The organism is Verrucomicrobiia bacterium (assembly GCA_035489575.1).
Lineage (GTDB): Bacteria > Patescibacteriota > Saccharimonadia > Saccharimonadales > JAGQNK01 > DATHJY01.
In genome coordinates, this window is record DATHJY010000004.1 from 1 (window position 1) to 17669 (window position 17669).

The 17669-nt window shown below is 52.2% G+C and carries 19 protein-coding genes and 4 tRNA genes; 15 read left to right on the top strand and 8 right to left on the bottom strand.

The window, feature by feature from the left end:
- Nucleotides 1-172 precede the first annotated feature (172 nt).
- Nucleotides 173-799 (top strand): hypothetical protein, encoded by a 627-nt coding sequence (locus VK694_01500; protein ID HTE57392.1) that lies wholly within the window; start codon nucleotides 173-175, stop codon nucleotides 797-799.
- Between the two features lie 54 nt (nucleotides 800-853).
- Here the strand turns inward: VK694_01500 and VK694_01505 are convergent, their stop codons facing one another.
- Together VK694_01505 and VK694_01510 are read right to left on the bottom strand one after the other, a co-directional pair.
- Nucleotides 854-2833, bottom strand: coding sequence for a hypothetical protein (locus VK694_01505; protein HTE57393.1), 1980 nt, complete (start codon nucleotides 2831-2833; stop codon nucleotides 854-856).
- 50 nt (nucleotides 2834-2883) lie between these two features.
- Nucleotides 2884-6090, bottom strand: coding sequence for a hypothetical protein (locus tag VK694_01510; GenBank protein HTE57394.1), 3207 nt, complete (start codon nucleotides 6088-6090; stop codon nucleotides 2884-2886).
- Between the two features lie 106 nt (nucleotides 6091-6196).
- Between VK694_01510 and VK694_01515 the strand changes: the two genes are divergently transcribed.
- From VK694_01515 to VK694_01540, 6 genes are all read left to right on the top strand, one after another.
- Nucleotides 6197-6670 carry a hypothetical protein gene (locus tag VK694_01515; GenBank protein HTE57395.1) on the top strand — a complete coding sequence of 158 codons (474 nt, stop codon included), beginning with the start codon at nucleotides 6197-6199 and terminating at the stop codon, nucleotides 6668-6670.
- Between the two features lie 90 nt (nucleotides 6671-6760).
- Nucleotides 6761-7042, top strand: a complete 282-nt coding sequence (locus tag VK694_01520) for a pilin (GenBank protein HTE57396.1) — start codon at nucleotides 6761-6763, stop codon at nucleotides 7040-7042.
- A complete protein-coding gene (locus VK694_01525) occupies nucleotides 7039-7335 on the top strand; it encodes a hypothetical protein (GenBank protein ID HTE57397.1) in 297 nt (98 codons plus the stop codon). Before VK694_01520 ends, VK694_01525 begins: the two co-directional genes overlap by 4 nt.
- Nucleotides 7332-7754: a hypothetical protein gene (locus VK694_01530; protein ID HTE57398.1), complete on the top strand. Its 423-nt coding sequence runs from the start codon at nucleotides 7332-7334 to the stop codon at nucleotides 7752-7754. The genes VK694_01525 and VK694_01530 overlap by 4 nt, the downstream gene beginning before the upstream one ends.
- A gap of 8 nt (nucleotides 7755-7762) precedes the next feature.
- Nucleotides 7763-8176 (top strand): pilin, encoded by a 414-nt coding sequence (locus tag VK694_01535; protein ID HTE57399.1) that lies wholly within the window; start codon nucleotides 7763-7765, stop codon nucleotides 8174-8176.
- Between the two features lie 71 nt (nucleotides 8177-8247).
- Nucleotides 8248-8718 (top strand): hypothetical protein, encoded by a 471-nt coding sequence (locus VK694_01540; protein HTE57400.1) that lies wholly within the window; start codon nucleotides 8248-8250, stop codon nucleotides 8716-8718.
- A gap of 116 nt (nucleotides 8719-8834) precedes the next feature.
- Here the strand turns inward: VK694_01540 and VK694_01545 are convergent, their stop codons facing one another.
- The gene (locus VK694_01545) at nucleotides 8835-9314 is read right to left on the bottom strand and encodes an Hsp20/alpha crystallin family protein (GenBank protein ID HTE57401.1); all 480 of its coding nucleotides are present in this window, start codon (nucleotides 9312-9314) and stop codon (nucleotides 8835-8837) included.
- 179 nt (nucleotides 9315-9493) lie between these two features.
- On the opposite strand from VK694_01545, the gene VK694_01550 reads away from it, so the two are divergent.
- Nucleotides 9494-10156 carry a phosphoribosyltransferase family protein gene (locus tag VK694_01550; GenBank protein HTE57402.1) on the top strand — a complete coding sequence of 221 codons (663 nt, stop codon included), beginning with the start codon at nucleotides 9494-9496 and terminating at the stop codon, nucleotides 10154-10156.
- 82 nt (nucleotides 10157-10238) lie between these two features.
- On the opposite strand, the gene VK694_01555 is transcribed toward VK694_01550, so the two are convergent.
- A tRNA-Ser gene (locus VK694_01555) sits at nucleotides 10239-10328 on the bottom strand.
- A 382-nt stretch (nucleotides 10329-10710) separates the two neighbouring features.
- Nucleotides 10711-10803, bottom strand: a tRNA-Ser gene (locus VK694_01560).
- Between the two features lie 182 nt (nucleotides 10804-10985).
- Between VK694_01560 and VK694_01565 the strand changes: the two genes are divergently transcribed.
- From VK694_01565 to VK694_01580, 4 genes are all read left to right on the top strand, one after another.
- Nucleotides 10986-11654 carry a hypothetical protein gene (locus tag VK694_01565; protein ID HTE57403.1) on the top strand — a complete coding sequence of 223 codons (669 nt, stop codon included), beginning with the start codon at nucleotides 10986-10988 and terminating at the stop codon, nucleotides 11652-11654.
- Between the two features lie 152 nt (nucleotides 11655-11806).
- A tRNA-Arg gene (locus VK694_01570) sits at nucleotides 11807-11883 on the top strand.
- 237 nt (nucleotides 11884-12120) lie between these two features.
- Nucleotides 12121-12208: transfer RNA gene (locus tag VK694_01575), tRNA-Ser, on the top strand.
- 108 nt (nucleotides 12209-12316) lie between these two features.
- Nucleotides 12317-13420, top strand: coding sequence for an AIR synthase-related protein (locus VK694_01580; protein HTE57404.1), 1104 nt, complete (start codon nucleotides 12317-12319; stop codon nucleotides 13418-13420).
- A gap of 11 nt (nucleotides 13421-13431) precedes the next feature.
- On the opposite strand, the gene VK694_01585 is transcribed toward VK694_01580, so the two are convergent.
- The 3 genes from VK694_01585 to VK694_01595 form a co-directional block, all read right to left on the bottom strand.
- Nucleotides 13432-14532: a hypothetical protein gene (locus VK694_01585; protein ID HTE57405.1), complete on the bottom strand. Its 1101-nt coding sequence runs from the start codon at nucleotides 14530-14532 to the stop codon at nucleotides 13432-13434.
- 287 nt (nucleotides 14533-14819) lie between these two features.
- Nucleotides 14820-15050, bottom strand: coding sequence for a hypothetical protein (locus tag VK694_01590; GenBank protein HTE57406.1), 231 nt, complete (start codon nucleotides 15048-15050; stop codon nucleotides 14820-14822).
- A gap of 200 nt (nucleotides 15051-15250) precedes the next feature.
- Entirely contained in the window at nucleotides 15251-15739 is a 489-nt protein-coding gene (locus VK694_01595; GenBank protein HTE57407.1) for a hypothetical protein, read from the bottom strand.
- Between the two features lie 128 nt (nucleotides 15740-15867).
- Here VK694_01595 and VK694_01600 point away from each other — a divergent pair, with 128 nt between their 5' ends.
- The 3 genes from VK694_01600 (at nucleotide 15868) to VK694_01610 (ending at nucleotide 17472) form a co-directional block, all read left to right on the top strand.
- Entirely contained in the window at nucleotides 15868-16263 is a 396-nt protein-coding gene (locus VK694_01600; protein ID HTE57408.1) for an HIT domain-containing protein, read from the top strand.
- A gap of 99 nt (nucleotides 16264-16362) precedes the next feature.
- The gene (locus tag VK694_01605; protein HTE57409.1) at nucleotides 16363-16527 is read left to right on the top strand and encodes a hypothetical protein; all 165 of its coding nucleotides are present in this window, start codon (nucleotides 16363-16365) and stop codon (nucleotides 16525-16527) included.
- 75 nt (nucleotides 16528-16602) lie between these two features.
- The gene (locus VK694_01610) at nucleotides 16603-17472 is read left to right on the top strand and encodes an HAD-IA family hydrolase (GenBank protein HTE57410.1); all 870 of its coding nucleotides are present in this window, start codon (nucleotides 16603-16605) and stop codon (nucleotides 17470-17472) included.
- Nucleotides 17473-17669 lie beyond the last annotated feature (197 nt).

Sequence of the window (17669 nt, forward strand, 5' to 3'; positions counted from 1 at the left end):
CTATCGTCTACCCAAACAAAAACATCTACGATATGCTGTTTTTGTAGAGCACGCATGCTTTTCTCCTTGTTTGTTTTAGTCGATTAACAGGAGAAAGTGTAGCGTGCTTTATTTGTTGGGGCTAATTCGTGATTGGGGTCATGATAGATTTGCGTGAAATCAAGGAGGTGTTATGGCGTTTGAGCATATTAGGGATCAGATTGGACAGATTAAACAAGTAGATGAGCTTCGTGGAGTTATAGACGCAGAAAGCAATCAATTATTTGAAGCGGCAGTCAGAGCGGCAGATCTTCGTGGGGCTGCTGAAGAGGCGGAGAATTCGAAGACACGCGAAACAGCAGGTGAAGTGGCACAAGCTATGGTAAGCCGAGGGCTTGAACCAAATTTTGAATTTCATACAACGAGACGTCGCAGAATAGGCATCGGAACAGTGGCAGTGCTTGCAGCACGCGGCTGGTCTGTGGCAAGATCGCCCAACTACAGGGAGGTACCCTACTATGATACGGTTCAAACTTTTGTAAGCTATCATCATGCTGTCCTGCTGGAAGACGGCGACTTAGTCCTTGGTACCACCAGTGAAGGGATGAGGGCGAGGGGTTCCGTATTCGAGATAGATGCAAGCCCGCTCCCATTATACCTGGGAAACGATAGATATGGCCGTAAGGGCGATTTTTGCCCCAGCAGTCATTACGGCATTGTTTATCCCCCAAGTAGTCAGTATGGCGATGTTTGTCCCAGCAGAGACGCAATAAATGAGAGTTTAGCGCGAATGGTAGTACGTTACGATCTAGCCGAGTAAGGCATGGAAAGCTTGGGGGGTCTTATGCTTGACGAGGTAAGCTACTACTGGGAACTAGGCGGCTCGGCCAGTGCTTCGACGAGTATATCGTCTAGGGTCAGGTCTCCTGTATCCTGCTGCTCGGCCCGTTGTCTGTGGGGGTGTTGCTACCCGTGGATTGGGCGACCTGTTGTTTCTCCTTCTCTCTGCGACATTTCGTCTCGTGACATCGGCTGTGACGAGGTCAGGGTGTGGAATCAGTTCTTCTAGATCTTCCATATTTCCTTCTGGCTCACCACGTGCTCTACGCTCTCGGTTACGCTGTGTGGGTCCCTCGTTACGGCGCATACGTGCTTCGTTTTCTCGGCGATCTTCTAAGCTGGCACGGGCTGCTTGTTGTCGTTCTCGCTGTAGGGCGTTAACCCGACCCTGGTTCCATTGAATGGTATCGCCTATCGCCATACCGACGCTCGCTTGTCTATAGCGACGCTCATTGCCATTACGCGTTATGGGGATAACATCAGCCAACTGGTCTGGTGCGTTGGGGGGCGTAGGTGACTCTGGTGGTGCGGGTCTGGTTATTGCTGCCGGCTGTTCCGGGTCTAGTAGAACACCACGGTGGATAGCCGGGCCTTTGACGGGCATGGTCTTTTTCTCTGTGACGAGTTTTCCGTTGACCCTTTTCTGTGTCTCGATAACAACCGGAGCTTTATCTTTTCTGGCGGCCTCTTGCTTGAGGTCGGTCATGGACATATTAAGCAGGCGTGTGACTGCTAGCTGGGTGTTTGGGGGAATGACTGCTCGGGTGTGCCGGCCGAGGTCGTTATCTAGTTCTTCTGTTGATCGGCTAAAGTATTCTTGGAGGTATTTGTCGGCAACTTCCTGATGTACCTTATCATGCAGTGCTTGCTCTTCGGCTGTCATGCGGCGAGTTGTATGCTTGTTGAGGCTTAGGCCTGGGTGATTTTCCCTTATCTCTTCCTCGATGGCTTTCTTCAGGTCTAATACGTTCGCAGGGTCTTCCCAGCCTGCGATTTGGGCTTTACGAGCCTCGACTTTTGCCTCTATTTCCCTTTGTTTGGCTGCTTCCTGGGCTTTGAGGGTGGCGGCTGCTTCGGCTACGGCTGCCTGGCGAGCTTTTTCCTGTCCTATGAACTGAGCTGCCCGTTCACGGGCAAACTTCTCACTTTTATCATCCAGGGTATAGGCGACATTCTTGTTGTAGGCTATGTCACGTTCGAATAGCTTCATCTGCTTATCGTATTCAGCGGTGTCGCCGTTTTTGAGTGCTTCGACAGCAGCATTCACCGAACTGCTAAGCAATTGAGGGTTAGGTGCGCCTGGTGCGGCGTCTAGGTCTGCTTGGTATTTAGCTATTACGGCCTGACGACGCTCTTGTTCTGTGGGAGCAAGTCCAAATTTTGATGCCAGACTGAGGATGCGGCCTTCGGTAGGTTCAACAAGTAGGGTGTGGCCCACTAAGGCACCCATATGATGGGCTGCGCTGGCTCGATCTCGGACCAATTTAGCTTCTTTGGCCGCAGCCAATCGCTTGTCGGCAAGATTACCAACCTGGTCCTTAAAGTCTTTTTCATAACGGCGCTGGGCGCGATCTTTCGCCCGCGTTTGCACATTTTCTTTTGTCTGTTTAGCCTTCTCCTTTGCCTGTCTGGCTTGTTCCTGTGCAAAATTGGCGCCTACGTCTGCATAGCGCTTTGCGTGGCCTGCAAACCTTCCTGCCGTCTCACGCGTGGTTTGGGTAGCCAGACGGCTTCCCAGGTATGCGTTCGTGGCAATGGCACCTACGGCACCCATGAAAGCTTCCCCTCTAGACCTCTCGGGGCTTTGGGGTGTTGGTGCGGCGTCTAGTGGCGTTGCATCAGGTGCGTCGACAGTATCCATAGGGTCCGCTAGATTCTCAAGGCGGGTTGGGGTATCTACGTGGTCGAACTCTTCAACACCGGTAGTACCGATGTATAAGCCCCTGGTATCCTCGGGACGATCGGGCATTGTTTTTGGGTCGGGTGGGCCCTCGGGGCCGCCGCGTTCACTCATGTCCTAACATTAGCATATTTGTGACAAAAAAGCAAGTAGTTCAGTACAAGTTAGTCGTCGTTATTGTGGGCGGGTGGTGCTGGCTCGTCACGCATCATGTTTGGATTGTTGGCCCGCTGGGGTGTAGCGCTTCGTCGGTCGATGTCCGCCAGTTGAGCTCTCGCTTGCGGTGACATTTGGCCTCGGTCCATTGGCGTGGCAACCGCTTGACCAGCCTGCCCAAGCGCAACCGCCTGCCCGGGTTGTATGCCTTGGTTGTGTACGATCGTGGGCTCCCGGGTGGCCGCATCGTAAGCCACTGTCTCGCCTGTAAGAAGTTCTAGAGCCCGGCCGCGGGTCTGAGAGGTGTTTGCAACCAGCTCGTCAACCACTGTCTGGTTTGCTGGCGCAGCGTAGGATCTGTTGCTCTCGTACTGGTTAATCTGACCCATAACCTGCCTGATCCTGGTCTGCACCTGTACGCGAGCTTGCTGTGCGACCTGAAGCTGCTGGCCCTGCAGCTGACCGCCATTTATCTGATCCTCAAGCTCGGCCAGGTCATGGACTCCGTCCTCCAAGGCGCCTTGCAAGTTTTGCGCATTGTTCCTGACCTGCGGTGTTTTACCACGGAGGCTCGATACAATATCGACAGACTGCGATGCTGCCAGCTCAAGGTCTTGCCGCTGACCGGCTGTAAGTGGCGCGGCTCCACGTATTCCACCGGCTGCAACCACAGAGTCTCTTGTGCCAGCGAATCCAGGTGCCAGCTCGCTGCGCCCGGCACGCTTGTTCTCGAAGTTCACAAAACCAGCCAGTGAGCTGGCGGTGCCGTAGCTGCCGTGGGCTACACGTGCCAGAACTTCAGCCTGATCATCGAGGTCGTTATATCCTGTACCGGTGGTTGATAATTGCCTGGCAGCGGCGATCTGTGCGGAGCGGTCTCCAAACTTGTAGCCGGTGGCCTTGTAAGAGTTGATAGCGTCTTCAACCCGCTGGGTAGTCGCTGCTTCGTCAGCTTCTTGTAGAGCCTCACCTTCGGCATTTCTCATAATCCTGCCATTGGCATCCCGTCTGTCCCGCGTGACTGCTAGTGCACCCCTCAGGCCTTGTCGTGCCTGCCGCTCGGTATCATAGGTAGCAGCACGCTGGGCGTCATCGTTCTGGCTGATGGGCTGCCATGCAGAACTACGCATGACCTCGTTCAGGGCGCGCTCTTCTTTCATTTGGTCCATTCGCTGGTTGGCGACACCGCGCCGTAGGCCGTACATACCAGCCATACCGGTGCCTAGGTTGGCGCCCAGCCGGTTACTTAGCGCACCTGCCCTGCCGCCGTTTGCCAGACTGCCGGTTTTCCATTTGGCCATGTTGTCAGCCACTTTGGCTTGGCGCTTTTCTTTTGCCTTGTCAAAGATGCCGCGGCTTTTGTCATTGGTTATGCCGGCAACAGTAGCGAAGAGACCACCCGCAAACTTGAACATGGCCGGAATCATAAAATAGGGCCCGACATAGGCAATAATCTTGATAACGGTCCCGACTATGCTCCCTTCTGAATCAGACGTAACTTGAGCCAGCGCGCGACCAGAAGCAATCAATATAGAAATAAGCGGGAATAATAATAGTAGCTTAGAGAATGTGCCCCACCACAGCTTCCATAGCTTGTCGTTGCCTGGGAAAATCCACGCCAATATAGCAAGCGGTGCTAGCAGCAGCAGTGCCATGACCAACAACTGCCTGAATGACAGCAGCAAGAAACCAATTGCCAGGCCCAGCGCAGTTGTGAAAGCCAGGCTCAGCATCACTGGAATATTTGCCAGCAGCAATGGCAATGTCAGGAGCCCGCCGAAGACAGCTCCTGTCGTAAAGGCCGCACTTTCGCCATCGGTAGGAGACATAATAGACGCCAGGGTAATGTTATCGATACCCCCGAACGGTGCGGCTATGATGCCGCCAAGGCCCACACCAATATTGTTGACCATGATGACCAGGAAGGTCATGAGCTGCCACGATAAGGCTATGAATAATGTTGCCGCTATCAGTCGCGGCAGTGCTCGTTTGACGGTATAGGCACTAAAGAACTCAAAGCCCAATGCCGTACCGATAACCATAACTAACATAATAGGTACCAGCACGATATAGGCGATATTGCGTAGGCTGCCCCACGCTTGGCGGAGCTCCGGATTCTCCACATAACTATTAGGTATGATCAGCATGTTTTGGATAGCTTCATCGAGGCCGCCAATAAATTTATCAAGGGCAAATAGTATAGGGCACAACAGCCAGCTGAGTTCGGCACCTTCTGTCTCGCAGGATTGATCCTCTGCGTCTGCTACATCCGGAGTGGTTGCACCTATAGGGGTGCCTGCACTATTTACAACCTCGCCGTCTACCAGCTGGGCACCTTCAAAGATAAGCTCCCAGTTGTTGAATACAAAGTGACAGGACACAATGGCATCCTGCAAGTACCCTTCGGTCTCTCGCGGAACATCAGAACCAATAGGATAAAAGTCGCTCTCCCACGGATTCCATTGCTGGAAGCTCCCTGGTGGACCGGCTTGCGACAAAAATCCCAGCTCGATATCACCAAGATCAACTGAGTTGCCAATCCCATCTTGGTCTAAGAAGTTTATGGAGTCATCATCCAGATCATCTCGGAAATAATAAGCCCCCACCCCATCTACAACAAAGTCTCTTTCTCTATCTATGGTGCGTGGGGGATCTCCACCGGACAGGTCTTCTCTCTCGTAGCAGATATCAACAAGTGGAAAGTATCGCTCTTGTCGCAAGGCATCAGAGGGTGACCCCATGCTATGTTCCATCGCCTTGATGCGGTCGTAGAGTCGTTGGCGATTCTCGTTGATGTTGTCGTGCGGCAGGTCCCCGCCGTCTTCGTCAAAGTTCTCGCCTGTCAGTTCTTCTATGAGCCATCGCTCGTAGTTGCCGGCGCCTGGCTCGAATGCTTCAAGCCCCTGGCGGATAACGGTAGCGCATGTCATAACGCCATCGGTGTGCTCGCGATCGCGACCCACTACGATGACATTGCGTTCGTCCTCGTTATTATCAAATAGGTCGCCGAAGTCACTAATATCATCATCTTCGTCTATGATGTCTTGCGTTAAACACTGCGCAAAAGTGTGTAGTTGCCTGTGCCGCAAGTCTTGGTCCGCGGCAGTGATTGTTTGGGCGTGTGCTTGTCCTACAAACAAAAAAAGTGTAGAGATAGCCTGGACCACAATGAGGGCAACGAAAAATCCTATGGTGAGACTACGGCGCTTACGCATATTCTTGCTCATAGTATCACATCCATCCCCTGCGGGACTACAAAATGACAACGCCTACATCCCAAGGTCTTGCGGTTTGGATCCACCAAGGGTATAGTTGTAAAAAATGACCATGCAAAAATACAAACGCTCGGTTTTATCCCCTCTCCTTCTTGTCTTGGTTCTGACCAGTCTTTTTATGAGCGCCCTGACTGTGTTGACGCCGCAAGTGGCTACGGCTCAGGCTACGGCCGAAGAGTGCCGAACGTCTGGACTCACAGATGGTAACCGTGATGACGAGGGAAACTTTACTGGCTATGACGACTACCGTGAGCAATGTGGCTGTCGCGAGGGATTGGCCCCCAATCAGTGCGGCATTGTGTCTTACCTGCAGCTCTTTATTAATGTCTTGTCAGGGATTGTTGGTGTAGTGGTAGTTATTATGGTTGCGGTTGGCGGCGTGCAATATGCTTCTTCAAAAGACAATCCCCAGCAGACGGCAGCAGCCAAGAATCGTATTCGCGATGCCATAATGGCTTTGGTAATATATCTGTTTGTCTTTGCATTCTTGCAGTGGTTGGTACCGGGAGGGCTATTCTAGATGTTGCATCTTATCCCTTCTGTATTGCAGCGCTTCGCAGCACCATGCGAGGCCCAGGGTATTAGTATTGTCCCTACCTGGTATAAATATTTGGATAGTGAGACACTGCAGGATAAATGTACGCCGATCTTCATTGTGCCTGACGATGTTGGCAAGGTGCTACTCGCGATATTCGAGATTGTCCTGTATGTGGGCGGTATTGTAGCTGTGGTGTTTGTGGTCTACGGTGGCTTTCTGTACCTGACCTCTTCTGGAGAACCAGAGAAAGCCAAGAATGCCCGAACAACTATCATTAACGCGTTGATTGGTCTGGCTATTACTATGCTAGCCACTGCAATTGTTAATCTGATAGGAAGGAACTTGGCGACATGATGCACCATGCCTTCTTGCTGCTTGCGCAATTGGACGCCACTGATGTGAATGGCCTGCCCCAAGGGGATCTTACCAATACGACCTTTCAGACTGGCCTCAGGATTGTGTTTGGAATAGCCGGTGGCGCAGCTTTGGTGATACTAGGCTACGGCGCCTTTCAGTACGTTATTTCCCAGGGTAACCCCCAGAGCATCAATAAGGCCAAGAACACTATTATCGATGCCCTCATAGGTCTGATTATTATCATCTTTGCCTTTAGCATTATAAGTTTTGTGGTGAGCCGTATAAGATGAAGCACAAACTGAAAAAACTTATTGCTGGACTGAGTCTTCTGATCCTTATCTTGGTGCCTGCTATGACTGCTCATGCTCAGTTTAATTCCATTGAAGGCACTTGTTCGGCTGAAGGGGTGCCAACTGGAGATGAAGCACCCACGCTATGTAAGGACAACGAGGCAGACCAAGCCGTAGAGGGCAACTCTATCTATGGTGCTGACGGTATCTTGACCAAGGTTGCCCGTATAATGTCTATCTTGGTAGGTATCGCATCGGTCATTGTGATTATTATTGGCGGTTTCAAGTATGTGTTGGCAGCCGGTGATACAACCAGTATCGCCAGCGCCAAGAACACCATTATGTATGCGGTTGTCGGGCTGGTGGTGTCCCTGGTTTCTCAGGGCATAATCACATTTGTATTACTTAGAGTAAGATAGGAGCTAGTATGTTGCGTTTTCTGAGACTTAAAAAATTAAACCTAGTGGTGATGGGCGTTGCCCTGCTCTTTGCCGCTATGCTGCCCACTACGCTGCATGCACAGTCTGCAGATGATGTCTGTTCGGGTATCCAGATTGCTTCAGGCTCCACTGGTTGTACTGAGGAGGAGGGTGGTCGGGTAAATGGCGTTATTGCTACGGTGGTCAATATACTAAGTGCTGTGGTGGGGGTCGTGGCTGTGATCATGATTCTAATTGGTGGTTTCCGCTATGTTATCTCTGGCGGTGATTCTAGCAGTACTGCTTCTGCCAAAAATACTATCATTTATGCTATTGTTGGCTTGATCATCGTAGCTCTGGCTCAAATAATCGTGAGGTTTGTGCTGGCCCGTGCCACTGGGACGGCCGATCCGACGCCGTAGGGCGAATGTTGTCCTTGATACATCTAAAACAGTTATGGTATAAGTAAAGGCATATAAGAAAGGTCCAAAGAATGATCAAAAAATTAAAGAATGTATTCTTAAAAGTCAGCGTTTTAGGCCTGCTGCTTGCTCCTGTTATGGCACCTGCCGCAGTTCTCGCTCAAGCTGCTGACCCAAGCGGTGGCATCGAGGGTGACCAGCCAAGCATCACTGGTAACTTGTGTGGCGGCGCCGACGCCCTGAAGGTAGACGCATCGGCTAGCTGTGACGATACGGCAGTAGGTGAGGCCGGAGAAAGCGTAAACAGTATTATTGCAACTGTCATTAACATCTTCTCGGTTGTGGTTGGTGTGGTCGCGGTCGTCATGATCATCATTGGCGGTTTCCGCTACATTACGTCAGGTGGTGACTCCAGTAACGTTACTGGAGCCAAAAACACCATTCTCTTTGCTGTTGTCGGCTTGATTATTGTCGCGCTAGCACAGATCATTGTCCGATTTGTCTTGGCCCGTGCCACGGGTGCAGCAGCCACCGGCGCTTAAAAAAGCACATACTGTTCGCGCAAAAACACTCCCCTTCCGGGAGTGTTTTTGGTTACAAAAAAATAATCACCCGCTTGGCGGGTGGTTATAATCTATACTGTTTTTCTTTCGGTACTTTATAGGACTTGGATCTTTTTGACCGTGTCTTGTTTTACTTTTGTGAACGAGACCGTGAGGACACCATCCTTTAGGACGGCTTCTATCTCGTCTTCTTTAACGGGCACAGGAAGTGCGAGGCTGCGTGAAAATTCGCCCCAGTAGCACTCTTGCACAAAGTAGTTCTCTACATCGTCCTCGGTACCAGCTGATAAGGTGCCACGAATACTCAGCGTGTTGTCAGCGATACTAACGTCTAGATCGTGCTTGTTAACGCCTGCCGTGCGGGCCTTTACTACAAGCTTTTCTTTGGTTTCGTATACATCAACCGCCAGTTGTCCCGGTACGGCGTCTTCTTCGTCCCAGTCGTCTGTGGGTGCGGCTGCCTGCTGTGTGGCCGGCTGGTCATCGGCTGGCATCGGCATGTCGTCTTCGCCAAGGAATGCGGCAGTTAGCTCGTCTTCCATCAGCAGATCTTCATCACGGCTTCTTCGCGCCATATAGTGTTACCCTCCACGTATTGTTATCTTGGACAATTTGCAATTTTTGTTACTCATCAGTATAGCTCAGAGGCTAATAGGGGTGCAACCGACTCTACGATTATTTACAACAGTAATTACAACAACGAACACTCCTCCAGCATACACCTTTTTGTCATACTGCGAAGGTTATGTTTATTATGGAGCGCTTGATTGCTTCGGTGGCACCGCATATTTGTGTGGCGTGTGGTAGTGAGGGCGCAGTATTGTGCGACTGGTGTTTGGTAGATTATGTGGTGCCTGTACCTGCCCGCTGTTACAACTGTATGGTCTATAGTGCAGACGGCAAAGTATGTGTTGCCTGTCGCCGGAAGTCGCGTATTGGCCATGTCTGGGTGCGCACCGACTACGACGCGGCTGCCAAGGCGCTTATTTATGTATACAAGTTTGGACGCAAGCAAGCTGCCGCAGGGCCAGTGGCACGGTTGATGGGACAGGCGCTGCCCTTTATACGGCCAGGTACTATTGTGACGCATGTGCCTACGGCTTCCCGCCGAGTCCGCCAGCGTGGGTATGATCATGCTCAGCTGGTAGCTCAAGAATTGGCGGCCCAGCTAGCCCTGCCCTACCGTCCGCTGCTGCGGCGGGTGACGCAGACGCGTCAGGTTGGCGCCAAGCGTTCCGTACGGCTTGAGCAAATGAAACATGCCTTTGTCTGCGTAGGTACGCGGGTGCCCAAGACAAAAGTATTGTTGGTAGACGATCTGGTGACTACCGGAGCTACCCTGGAGGCGGCAGCAGCGCAGTTACGTTCTGCAGGTGCCCAGCGAGTGGATGCAGTGGTTTTTGCTCAGAAGCGCTAGAGCTACAAAACCGTACTCTGAGCAGGGTCTCGTTTCCAGAGAAGTAAATAGCTCATTCTCTAAAGAATGAGCTATTTACTTCTGGCGGAGAGGGTGGGATTCGAACCCACGGTACCGTTGCCGGTACGACAGTTTTCAAGACTGTTTCCTTAAGCCACTCGGACACCTCTCCGAATCTTTGTGCGGTATGCCATACCGTCGTATATATTGCTGTTCGTGCGGACGACACAGAGTTGCCCAGGCAATCGCGACATTCACTAAAATGGGCTACGATATAGCTCTACCAATAACCGAGTCTGCGGCCTATGATATTCTGGTCGATGACAACAATGGCATTCATCGCGTTCAGGTTCGCTATAGTGGCGGGATTGAAGTGGAGTTAAGGCGTATTCACTCGAACTCCACAGGATATGTGATCAAAAAAACCAAAGTAAATGCCTATGATTGGTTATACATCTTAAAAAATGATGGCCAAGAATATCTGATAAAAGAATGTCTTAGACTCCCGAAGGTCTATTCGGCCTCGCGACGAGTGCAAGTTGTTAATGTAATTATGGCGGAGAGAGAGGGATTCGAACCCTCGCGGGAGCTCTCGCCCCCCTAACGATTTAGCAAACCGTCCCCTTCAGCCACTTGGGTACCTCTCCTTACATGGCCCAGTAATTGAAAGCCACAAATATCGACGCCTGTTCAGCAGTTGGCTGATAAGCTAGAACAGATGTAGATTATACCAAAGTACCTCTCTGGGCGCCATTGTTTCATACGAAGTGTTTGGGAAAGTCCAGACTTTGCACTAGAAAGGCTGTGTTGCATTCTGTACAATACGCTTATGCAACCGGGAGAGACAATAACACCCGGCGGACAAACGCCCGCCCCACCGGAGCCACCCTCGGAGCAGCCTGCTCCACCTCCACCCCCTCCTCCAGCGCAGCCTATTGAGCCACCACCGGAGCCACCCGCTCCTTCTGTGCCTGCCGAGGCTTCTTGGCAGTTCCAGGCAGAGGGTCCTGTTGGTAGCGCTTCACAGGCGGCCCCCGTTACGGGTACGGTGAAGTGGACTGCATCTGAGTACATCGCCCACGGCAAGGGTCTTAGCTGGTATGCTCTGCTTGCACTAGGCATTGGTGTTGTGATTCTGTTGACCTTTTTGATCACGCGCGAGCTCGTATCGTGTGCAGTGGTGGGAATGGTCGGAGTTATATTTGGTATATTTGCGGCCCGTCCACCACGAGTTCTGGAGTATGCGGTTGATAGTACTGGTGTGCACGTTGGGCCAAAGCTGTACGCCTACGGTCGGTTCAGGACTTTTTCGGTTATACAGGAGGGCGCGGTGCGCTCTATCTTGCTCATGCCCATGCAGCGTTTTGGTATGCCGCTGGCTATCTATTACGAACCTCAAGACGAAGACAAGATTGTACTGACCATCGGTGCCTATTTGCCTCATGAAGATCGTCAGTTGGGCATGATAGAAAACTTCATGCGTCAGATCCGCTTCTAGGCGGGGTTCTAGGCTCTACCCCTAGATTTTCTCTGTTAAATATGCTAAAATCCCTTCTGTTCTGTAGCCTGGCATTGGCCAAATTAAGCAATGGCAGAAGAGGAGCCATGCACCCGTATGCATTGCATGGCGAGTGCTCACTCTTCTCATTCGCACCCGTAGCTCAGCTGGATAGAGCGTCTGTTTGCGGTACAGGAGGTCGTAGGTTCAAATCCTGCCGGGTGTACCAAAAAGAGAGCCCCTTCGAAAGAAGGGGTTTTCTTTTTGGTTTGTGCGATACGCTTTGGTCCTACGACCGCGACAGCTTTAGCTGGCGCAAGGTCGTAGGGTCGTCGCCAAGCCCGCGCGCAGGAGCTTGCTCCGAGCACGGGAGCAGGCGTGCGCCTTATCCTGCCGGGTGTACCAAAAAAAGAGTCGGTCCTTGGACCGGCTTTTTCTTTGGGGATGTACTACACTTACTAAGTACGGAGAGGTGACCGAGTGGTTGAAGGTGCTGCTCTCGAAAAGCAGTGTGCGGCAACGTACCGAGGGTTCGAATCCCTCTCTCTCCGCCAAAGCAAAAGATCCCTTTTGGGATCTTTTGCTTTGTAGGTTGTATTGGCTTTAGCCAATAACCCCTCTCCCGCTTGCCAAATTAATTCATCTGCCTAAGAATAATGCTTATGGCTGAAACATACGATCAATTAGTAGATTATGAAAAAATAGATCCCTTCAAGGTTGATGCAACAGGGGCGGCTGCCTCCACCGCTCACAACCTAGAAAGATATGGCTACGCAGAGCTACCGGCGAGCCGTGGTGAATCATCATTTGTATGGGACGAGGGCGACAAGCTCCGCGCAGGAGTCATGGAGGGGCTGGGCACAAAGAATCTTATAGCCGATAGTTTTGATGAGTTGCATCCAGAAAACGAGTCCTTCTATGGTGCCATAGCCCAAGACAGCCTGGCCATGATAGCCAATGACCTTGTCGCGAGTGGCGCTACACCCCAGTTATACTGGGCACATATAGCTGCCGGTGAGTCGTCCTGGTTTGCTAATGAACGACGTGCTACGGCATTTAACGCCGGCTGCGCGGCTGTATGTAATGAAATAGGAGTAACCTGGGCTGGCGGTGAATCGCCTGTCCTGCCGGGTATCATTGTGCCTGGAGCGTCAGAAATATCGGGCTATATGTTGGGCGAAATCAACCCGAAGGAACGTTGCGTGCCCGGTACCGGGCTGGAAGAGGGCGACGCCATTGTGTTAATAGAAAGCAGCGGTATTCATGCCAACGGCATCAGCGCAGCTCGTCGACTGGCCGATGCACTCCCCGAAGGCTACGAAACCGCCCTGCCAGACGGCACAACCTTTGGCGAAACGCTGCTGAAGCCCACGCATTTATACGTAGACTTTGTGCACGAGCTGCTTGATCGCCAGGTTGATGTCAAGCGTCTCGAGAACATAACCGGACACGGCTGGCGCAAAATTATGCGGGCCCGCGAAGATTTTACCTACCGTATTCATGAATTGCCACCCGCCCTTCCCCTCTTTGATTTCATGAGAGACCATATGGGAGTTGATGTCGCCGAGATGTTCGGCAACTATAACATGGGGGCTGGCTTTGCGGTTTACGCACCACAATCAGAGGTGGTCGAAATAGCTGCTACGGCCCGCGAGCACGGCTTTATGGCATGGCCCGCTGGCACGGTTGAGGCCGGGCCAAAACAGGTTATTATCGAACCGCTCAAAGTGGTCTTTGGGGCTGCAACTTTAGGAGTGCGAGCCTAGCCTCGGTCTGGCTATTTTTTGTCTGGTGCGTCTTTGATGTCGAGCGCCGGCCTTTCAGTAGGATCCTTGGGCTTATGGGGTACGGGACCTTCTGGTTCGGCTGCACGAGCGGGCTTGGTGAAATGCAAGGCAGCTAGTCCTCCGACACCCAGAACACCGTACACAGTAGCAAAGACGAACAGTACATTGTTAAAGGTATTGGCGAGAGTTCGGATGATATACAGGGTAGATGTTTGGGTAGCGGCGGTAGTGCCCAGAGAATCAGCAGAGGTGCGGCCAATAATGAACTTGGTGATAAGGGCCGATATAAGTAACAGGATAGATACGATCAAGAAGGTGCGTGCCAAAACTTTTAGGCCATGACGGCGGTCTCGGTCCCAGAACACCACACCAGCACCGGCAAGAAGACCAAGCACGCCCAGCACCCAGGGGGCGATGCGACTAAACTGGAAGGCTTTTGGTATGATAGACAGTTTCTCGAATGGGCTAGTTGTTTCCCCCTCTTGCTTGAGGTTGTCGGCAGATACCGTACTGTCTTTTAGGAAGTCATCGCTGTTAAGAGCTTCGCCGACGAGCTTTTGCTTTTCTGCTTGAGGATCAATCCCAGGAGGTCGACATGGCAGATTGAAAGGGTCGATGTTGTTGGGGTCTACCTGCCGCAACTGGGCTGTGGTACACACTGGCAAGCCTTGCAGCCGCTGGAGGGCGGCGTCGCCGACATTGTTGGCCAGGTTTTGTTTGACTGGTGCTAGGTCGATATGAAAGGTTGGCTTATCGGCCCTGCCGTCTAGCCAGGTATAGGTGCCGTCTACGATTTGCTCTGCGGTGCTCTGTGCAAACTCGGGCGTGATAGATTTCTTGATAGCTTGCTGCACGGCGGCATCGCCAATAGGGATGTCTTCTTGCGCTGCTGCTTGGCCCTTTTCTTGGGTATTTTTCTGGGCTTCTTCAATGATGCTATCAGTGAAATTAGCATAAATGCCACTGTCTTTTAGGGTCTTTTTCAGGAGGTCGGGCTTGCCCAGGGTGACCCCAAGGGCAACAAAAATGGCGATAAAGAGAACACAGAACTTGAGGGTTGCCGAAGCCAGGCCTCGGCCAAGGTTTTTCATAAGCTTATTGTACCTCAGGGCCTGTTGGCATGTCCAAAATGTATGTAGGATTACTGATACCTACACTTCCATCTAGATTGACGGTAATTGTTTGGAAGAACGATGGCTTGTTGCTGTGTTCGTCCAGCCGGATCACGTACAGCACGGCGGGCTCGGGGGTGTGTTGTCATAGGCAGCGCCAAGCTGCATGGCATCGGTGGCCGCCGAGGTGGTGGATATGCCGTAATTACAAGCGACAGCTGGCAGAAGGGTTACGGCTGCTAAGCCTCGCCAGGCCTTCCGGGCTGCTAAAGAAGCGAATATAAGGCACTAATTTCGATTCGGTGAGGCCCTAACTCGGTCTCGGTACTGTCCACGCCTGTACTCGCCGCCCCTGCTGCCAGGCTGAGGACGGTGTAGGCCGTAATACGCCCCGCTGCGCGGAAAAAACGCGAAGGGCTATGGTGCTCGGAAGAAGCCATATTTTCTTCCTGAGCCCAATCAAAAATAGGGGGTCTGTGCCCCTCTGCGGCGATCATAAGTATATTATATAATTTTATGAGTAATAAGTCTACGAGTGTGCAATGTATAAGAGGGGTCGTGTGACGGTAGGGTAAAGGAATGGGTAGGACCCAAATTTTTCTACTTAACCGTCACACGACGTCCCTCCCCTACGGGTGCTCATGATTCGCTCGGAAGCGAGACAGGGGCTCCACGTAAGGGAGGGTCGTTCATCGTGTCAGACGGTGGTGGGCATGTCCGGGGTCGACAGCTTGGGGGCCATCAGGCGCTTCGCACCATGTGCGATGTACCCGTAGGTACCGGCACCGAGCACCAGCATGAGGACGAGGGCGCAGTACATGTCGACCGGGCGGTCGGCGAACTCGCTGTCGATCATGCGGAAGAGCAGGTCAAAGGCGTACCAACCCAGGAACAGGCCGGCGGCCACGTTGGCGAGGCCCCACAGCCGGGAAGGCTGCTTGGACTTTGCCGACTTGCGTCGGGCCTTGACCGCATGGACCGCCGTGGACTTGTACATCCCGATGGAGAACAGGTTGACGCCGACGATGCCCAGGGTGAGGGTGGACAGGAGACCGGAGGGATCGTGGCCTTCCATCTTGTAGGCGATGATGAGCGCGGCGATGAACGCCGAGGCACCGACCACCGTCAGGGTGATGCGCATCCAGCGGGGGATGGGGACGTTGAACTCCGGGGGATAGGGGGTCATGTTGACCTCTCTCTGACTTGGGGACGAAAATGGACAATGAACTGACATACATTACCACAATATATTATAAATGTCAATTATTCCCCTCATCTGTTTACTTGCCTAGGCTTCACCGGTACCATAAAGCTATGGAAGACAGTATATTTACCAAGATTATCAAAGGCGAAATTCCCTGCCATAAGGTGTACGAGGACGAGCTTACCCTTGCCTTTCTGGATATTCACCCAGCCGTACCAGGGCATACTCTGGTGATTCCCAGGGAGCAGGTGGAATTTGTATGGGACTTGTCAGATAAGACATATCAAGCAGTCATGGAAACCACCAAGAAGATTGCGTTTCGTCTGCGCGAAGTGCTAGAAACGGCCTATGTGGGCGAAAAGATTGTTGGGGTGGACGTACCCCATGCTCATGTACAGCTGCTGCCCTTCAATACTTCGACGGAATATAGTGCCCCACAAGATATGGATACCGAACCAGACCACCCTGCCCTAGCCGAAATGGCAGCCAAGCTCAAACTAACGTAACTTCGGTAGTAGAAACTCCCTGAGTTTGTACCTGAGCGCTCGGTTCTACTGGACAGCAGGCCAAAGTGGTGCGAAACTGAGGGCATGTTTTCGAATGGGATGATAGCTTTCCTCGCTGGCCTGGGGGGTGGTGCATGGGTCTACTCCAAAATGCAGCGCCAAACAGGTGGCAACACACAAAATTCTCTGGTTGTAGCAGCAGGCGCCTGTATCATTATTTTTATGATTATTATTGTGCTGCTCAGCGTCTTCTTTCCCGCCTAAATACAATGCAGGATACTAGCCGGATAATGCTAGTCTAGGCTTGGCTTTGGGCGCCCAAACAGGTACTATAGTGCTATGTACGAGGGAGATCAGCCGGCGCTGGAGCAGGCTTTGGGAAAGAGTCTACAGCAGGCGCGTAAAAAAGCCGGGCTAACACAGCAGGAGCTGTGTATGAAGGCCGGCCTCAGCTACTCTACCCTTGCAAAGATTGAGCGCGGGGCTATCAAGGCGCCCTCTATATTCACCATTCAGAGCATCGCAGGGGCGCTAGGAGTGGGTTTGGCCGAGCTCATGGGGGAAATCACGCCCCAAGCCTCAGAAGTGCCTAAAAAGCGCACTAAAAGCGGTGTACGCTTTGTTTATTTCGATATCAATGGTTGTCTGGTGCGTTTCTTTCACCGGGCCTTTACCCGTATGGCCGAAGAGAGTGGCACAGCAGCCGACATCATAGAGACCACCTTTTGGCACTACAACGACCAAGTCTGCCGGGGTGAAATGCCCCTGGAAGAGTTTAACCGAGCCTTTGGCGACAGAATTGGCTTGCCCCATCTAGACTGGACGGGGTACTACCTGCAGGCCATCGACCCTATTCCAGAGATGCAAGAACTGGTGAAGTGGGCAGCCTCTCAGTACAACATTGGGCTGCTGAGCAATATCATGCCTGGCCTGATAGACGAGATGTTCGAGCGCAAGCTGTTGCCAGAGGTAGAATACAAAGCCATTATTGATTCATCTAAGGTGGGGACTATCAAGCCCGAAGAGCAGATATTTGCCATTGCCCAGGATTGGGCCGGCTGCGAACCCCAGGAAATACTACTGATAGACGACTCCCGAGCCAATCTGATGGCTGCCGAGAAAATGGGGTGGCATGTGCTGTGGTTTGATGACTACCGCCCAGAAGAAAGTTCCAAGCATGTGCGGGACGCACTAGAGCCAGCTCCTTAGGGTTATCCAAGGGAGTCTAAAGACAGTTGCCTGTCTGTAGGCTGGTATGGATAACATGAAGGGGGGTGAGAGAAAAGGCGGGGGGTGACATCGGAAGGGTGGTATAGGGTTGAACCGACTGGTTCAGCGCTAGGGACCACCCTTCCTCTGTCATGGGCCGCATCTGCACCACGCAGTTCTTGGCCGCTTTTTAGCGC

Excerpts from the sequence above, each read along its gene's own strand:
- VK694_01600 (HTE57408.1), top strand. The coding sequence starts at position 15,868 with ATGGAAGACAGTATATTTACCAAGATTATCAAAGGCGAAATTCCCTGC.
- VK694_01530 (HTE57398.1), top strand. The coding sequence starts at position 7,332 with ATGAAGCACAAACTGAAAAAACTTATTGCTGGACTGAGTCTTCTGATC.
- VK694_01540 (HTE57400.1), top strand. The coding sequence starts at position 8,248 with ATGATCAAAAAATTAAAGAATGTATTCTTAAAAGTCAGCGTTTTAGGC.
- VK694_01605 (HTE57409.1), top strand. The coding sequence starts at position 16,363 with ATGATAGCTTTCCTCGCTGGCCTGGGGGGTGGTGCATGGGTCTACTCC.
- VK694_01610 (HTE57410.1), top strand. The coding sequence starts at position 16,603 with ATGTACGAGGGAGATCAGCCGGCGCTGGAGCAGGCTTTGGGAAAGAGT.
- VK694_01565 (HTE57403.1), top strand. The coding sequence starts at position 10,986 with ATGCAACCGGGAGAGACAATAACACCCGGCGGACAAACGCCCGCCCCA.
- VK694_01550 (HTE57402.1), top strand. The coding sequence starts at position 9,494 with ATGGAGCGCTTGATTGCTTCGGTGGCACCGCATATTTGTGTGGCGTGT.
- VK694_01595 (HTE57407.1), bottom strand. The coding sequence starts at position 15,739 with ATGACCCCCTATCCCCCGGAGTTCAACGTCCCCATCCCCCGCTGGATG.
- VK694_01525 (HTE57397.1), top strand. The coding sequence starts at position 7,039 with ATGATGCACCATGCCTTCTTGCTGCTTGCGCAATTGGACGCCACTGAT.
- VK694_01590 (HTE57406.1), bottom strand. The coding sequence starts at position 15,050 with ATGATCGCCGCAGAGGGGCACAGACCCCCTATTTTTGATTGGGCTCAG.
- VK694_01515 (HTE57395.1), top strand. The coding sequence starts at position 6,197 with ATGACCATGCAAAAATACAAACGCTCGGTTTTATCCCCTCTCCTTCTT.
- VK694_01580 (HTE57404.1), top strand. The coding sequence starts at position 12,317 with ATGGCTGAAACATACGATCAATTAGTAGATTATGAAAAAATAGATCCC.
- VK694_01500 (HTE57392.1), top strand. The coding sequence starts at position 173 with ATGGCGTTTGAGCATATTAGGGATCAGATTGGACAGATTAAACAAGTA.
- VK694_01535 (HTE57399.1), top strand. The coding sequence starts at position 7,763 with ATGTTGCGTTTTCTGAGACTTAAAAAATTAAACCTAGTGGTGATGGGC.
- VK694_01585 (HTE57405.1), bottom strand. The coding sequence starts at position 14,532 with ATGAAAAACCTTGGCCGAGGCCTGGCTTCGGCAACCCTCAAGTTCTGT.
- VK694_01545 (HTE57401.1), bottom strand. The coding sequence starts at position 9,314 with ATGGCGCGAAGAAGCCGTGATGAAGATCTGCTGATGGAAGACGAGCTA.
- VK694_01510 (HTE57394.1), bottom strand. The coding sequence starts at position 6,090 with ATGCGTAAGCGCCGTAGTCTCACCATAGGATTTTTCGTTGCCCTCATT.
- VK694_01505 (HTE57393.1), bottom strand. The coding sequence starts at position 2,833 with ATGAGTGAACGCGGCGGCCCCGAGGGCCCACCCGACCCAAAAACAATG.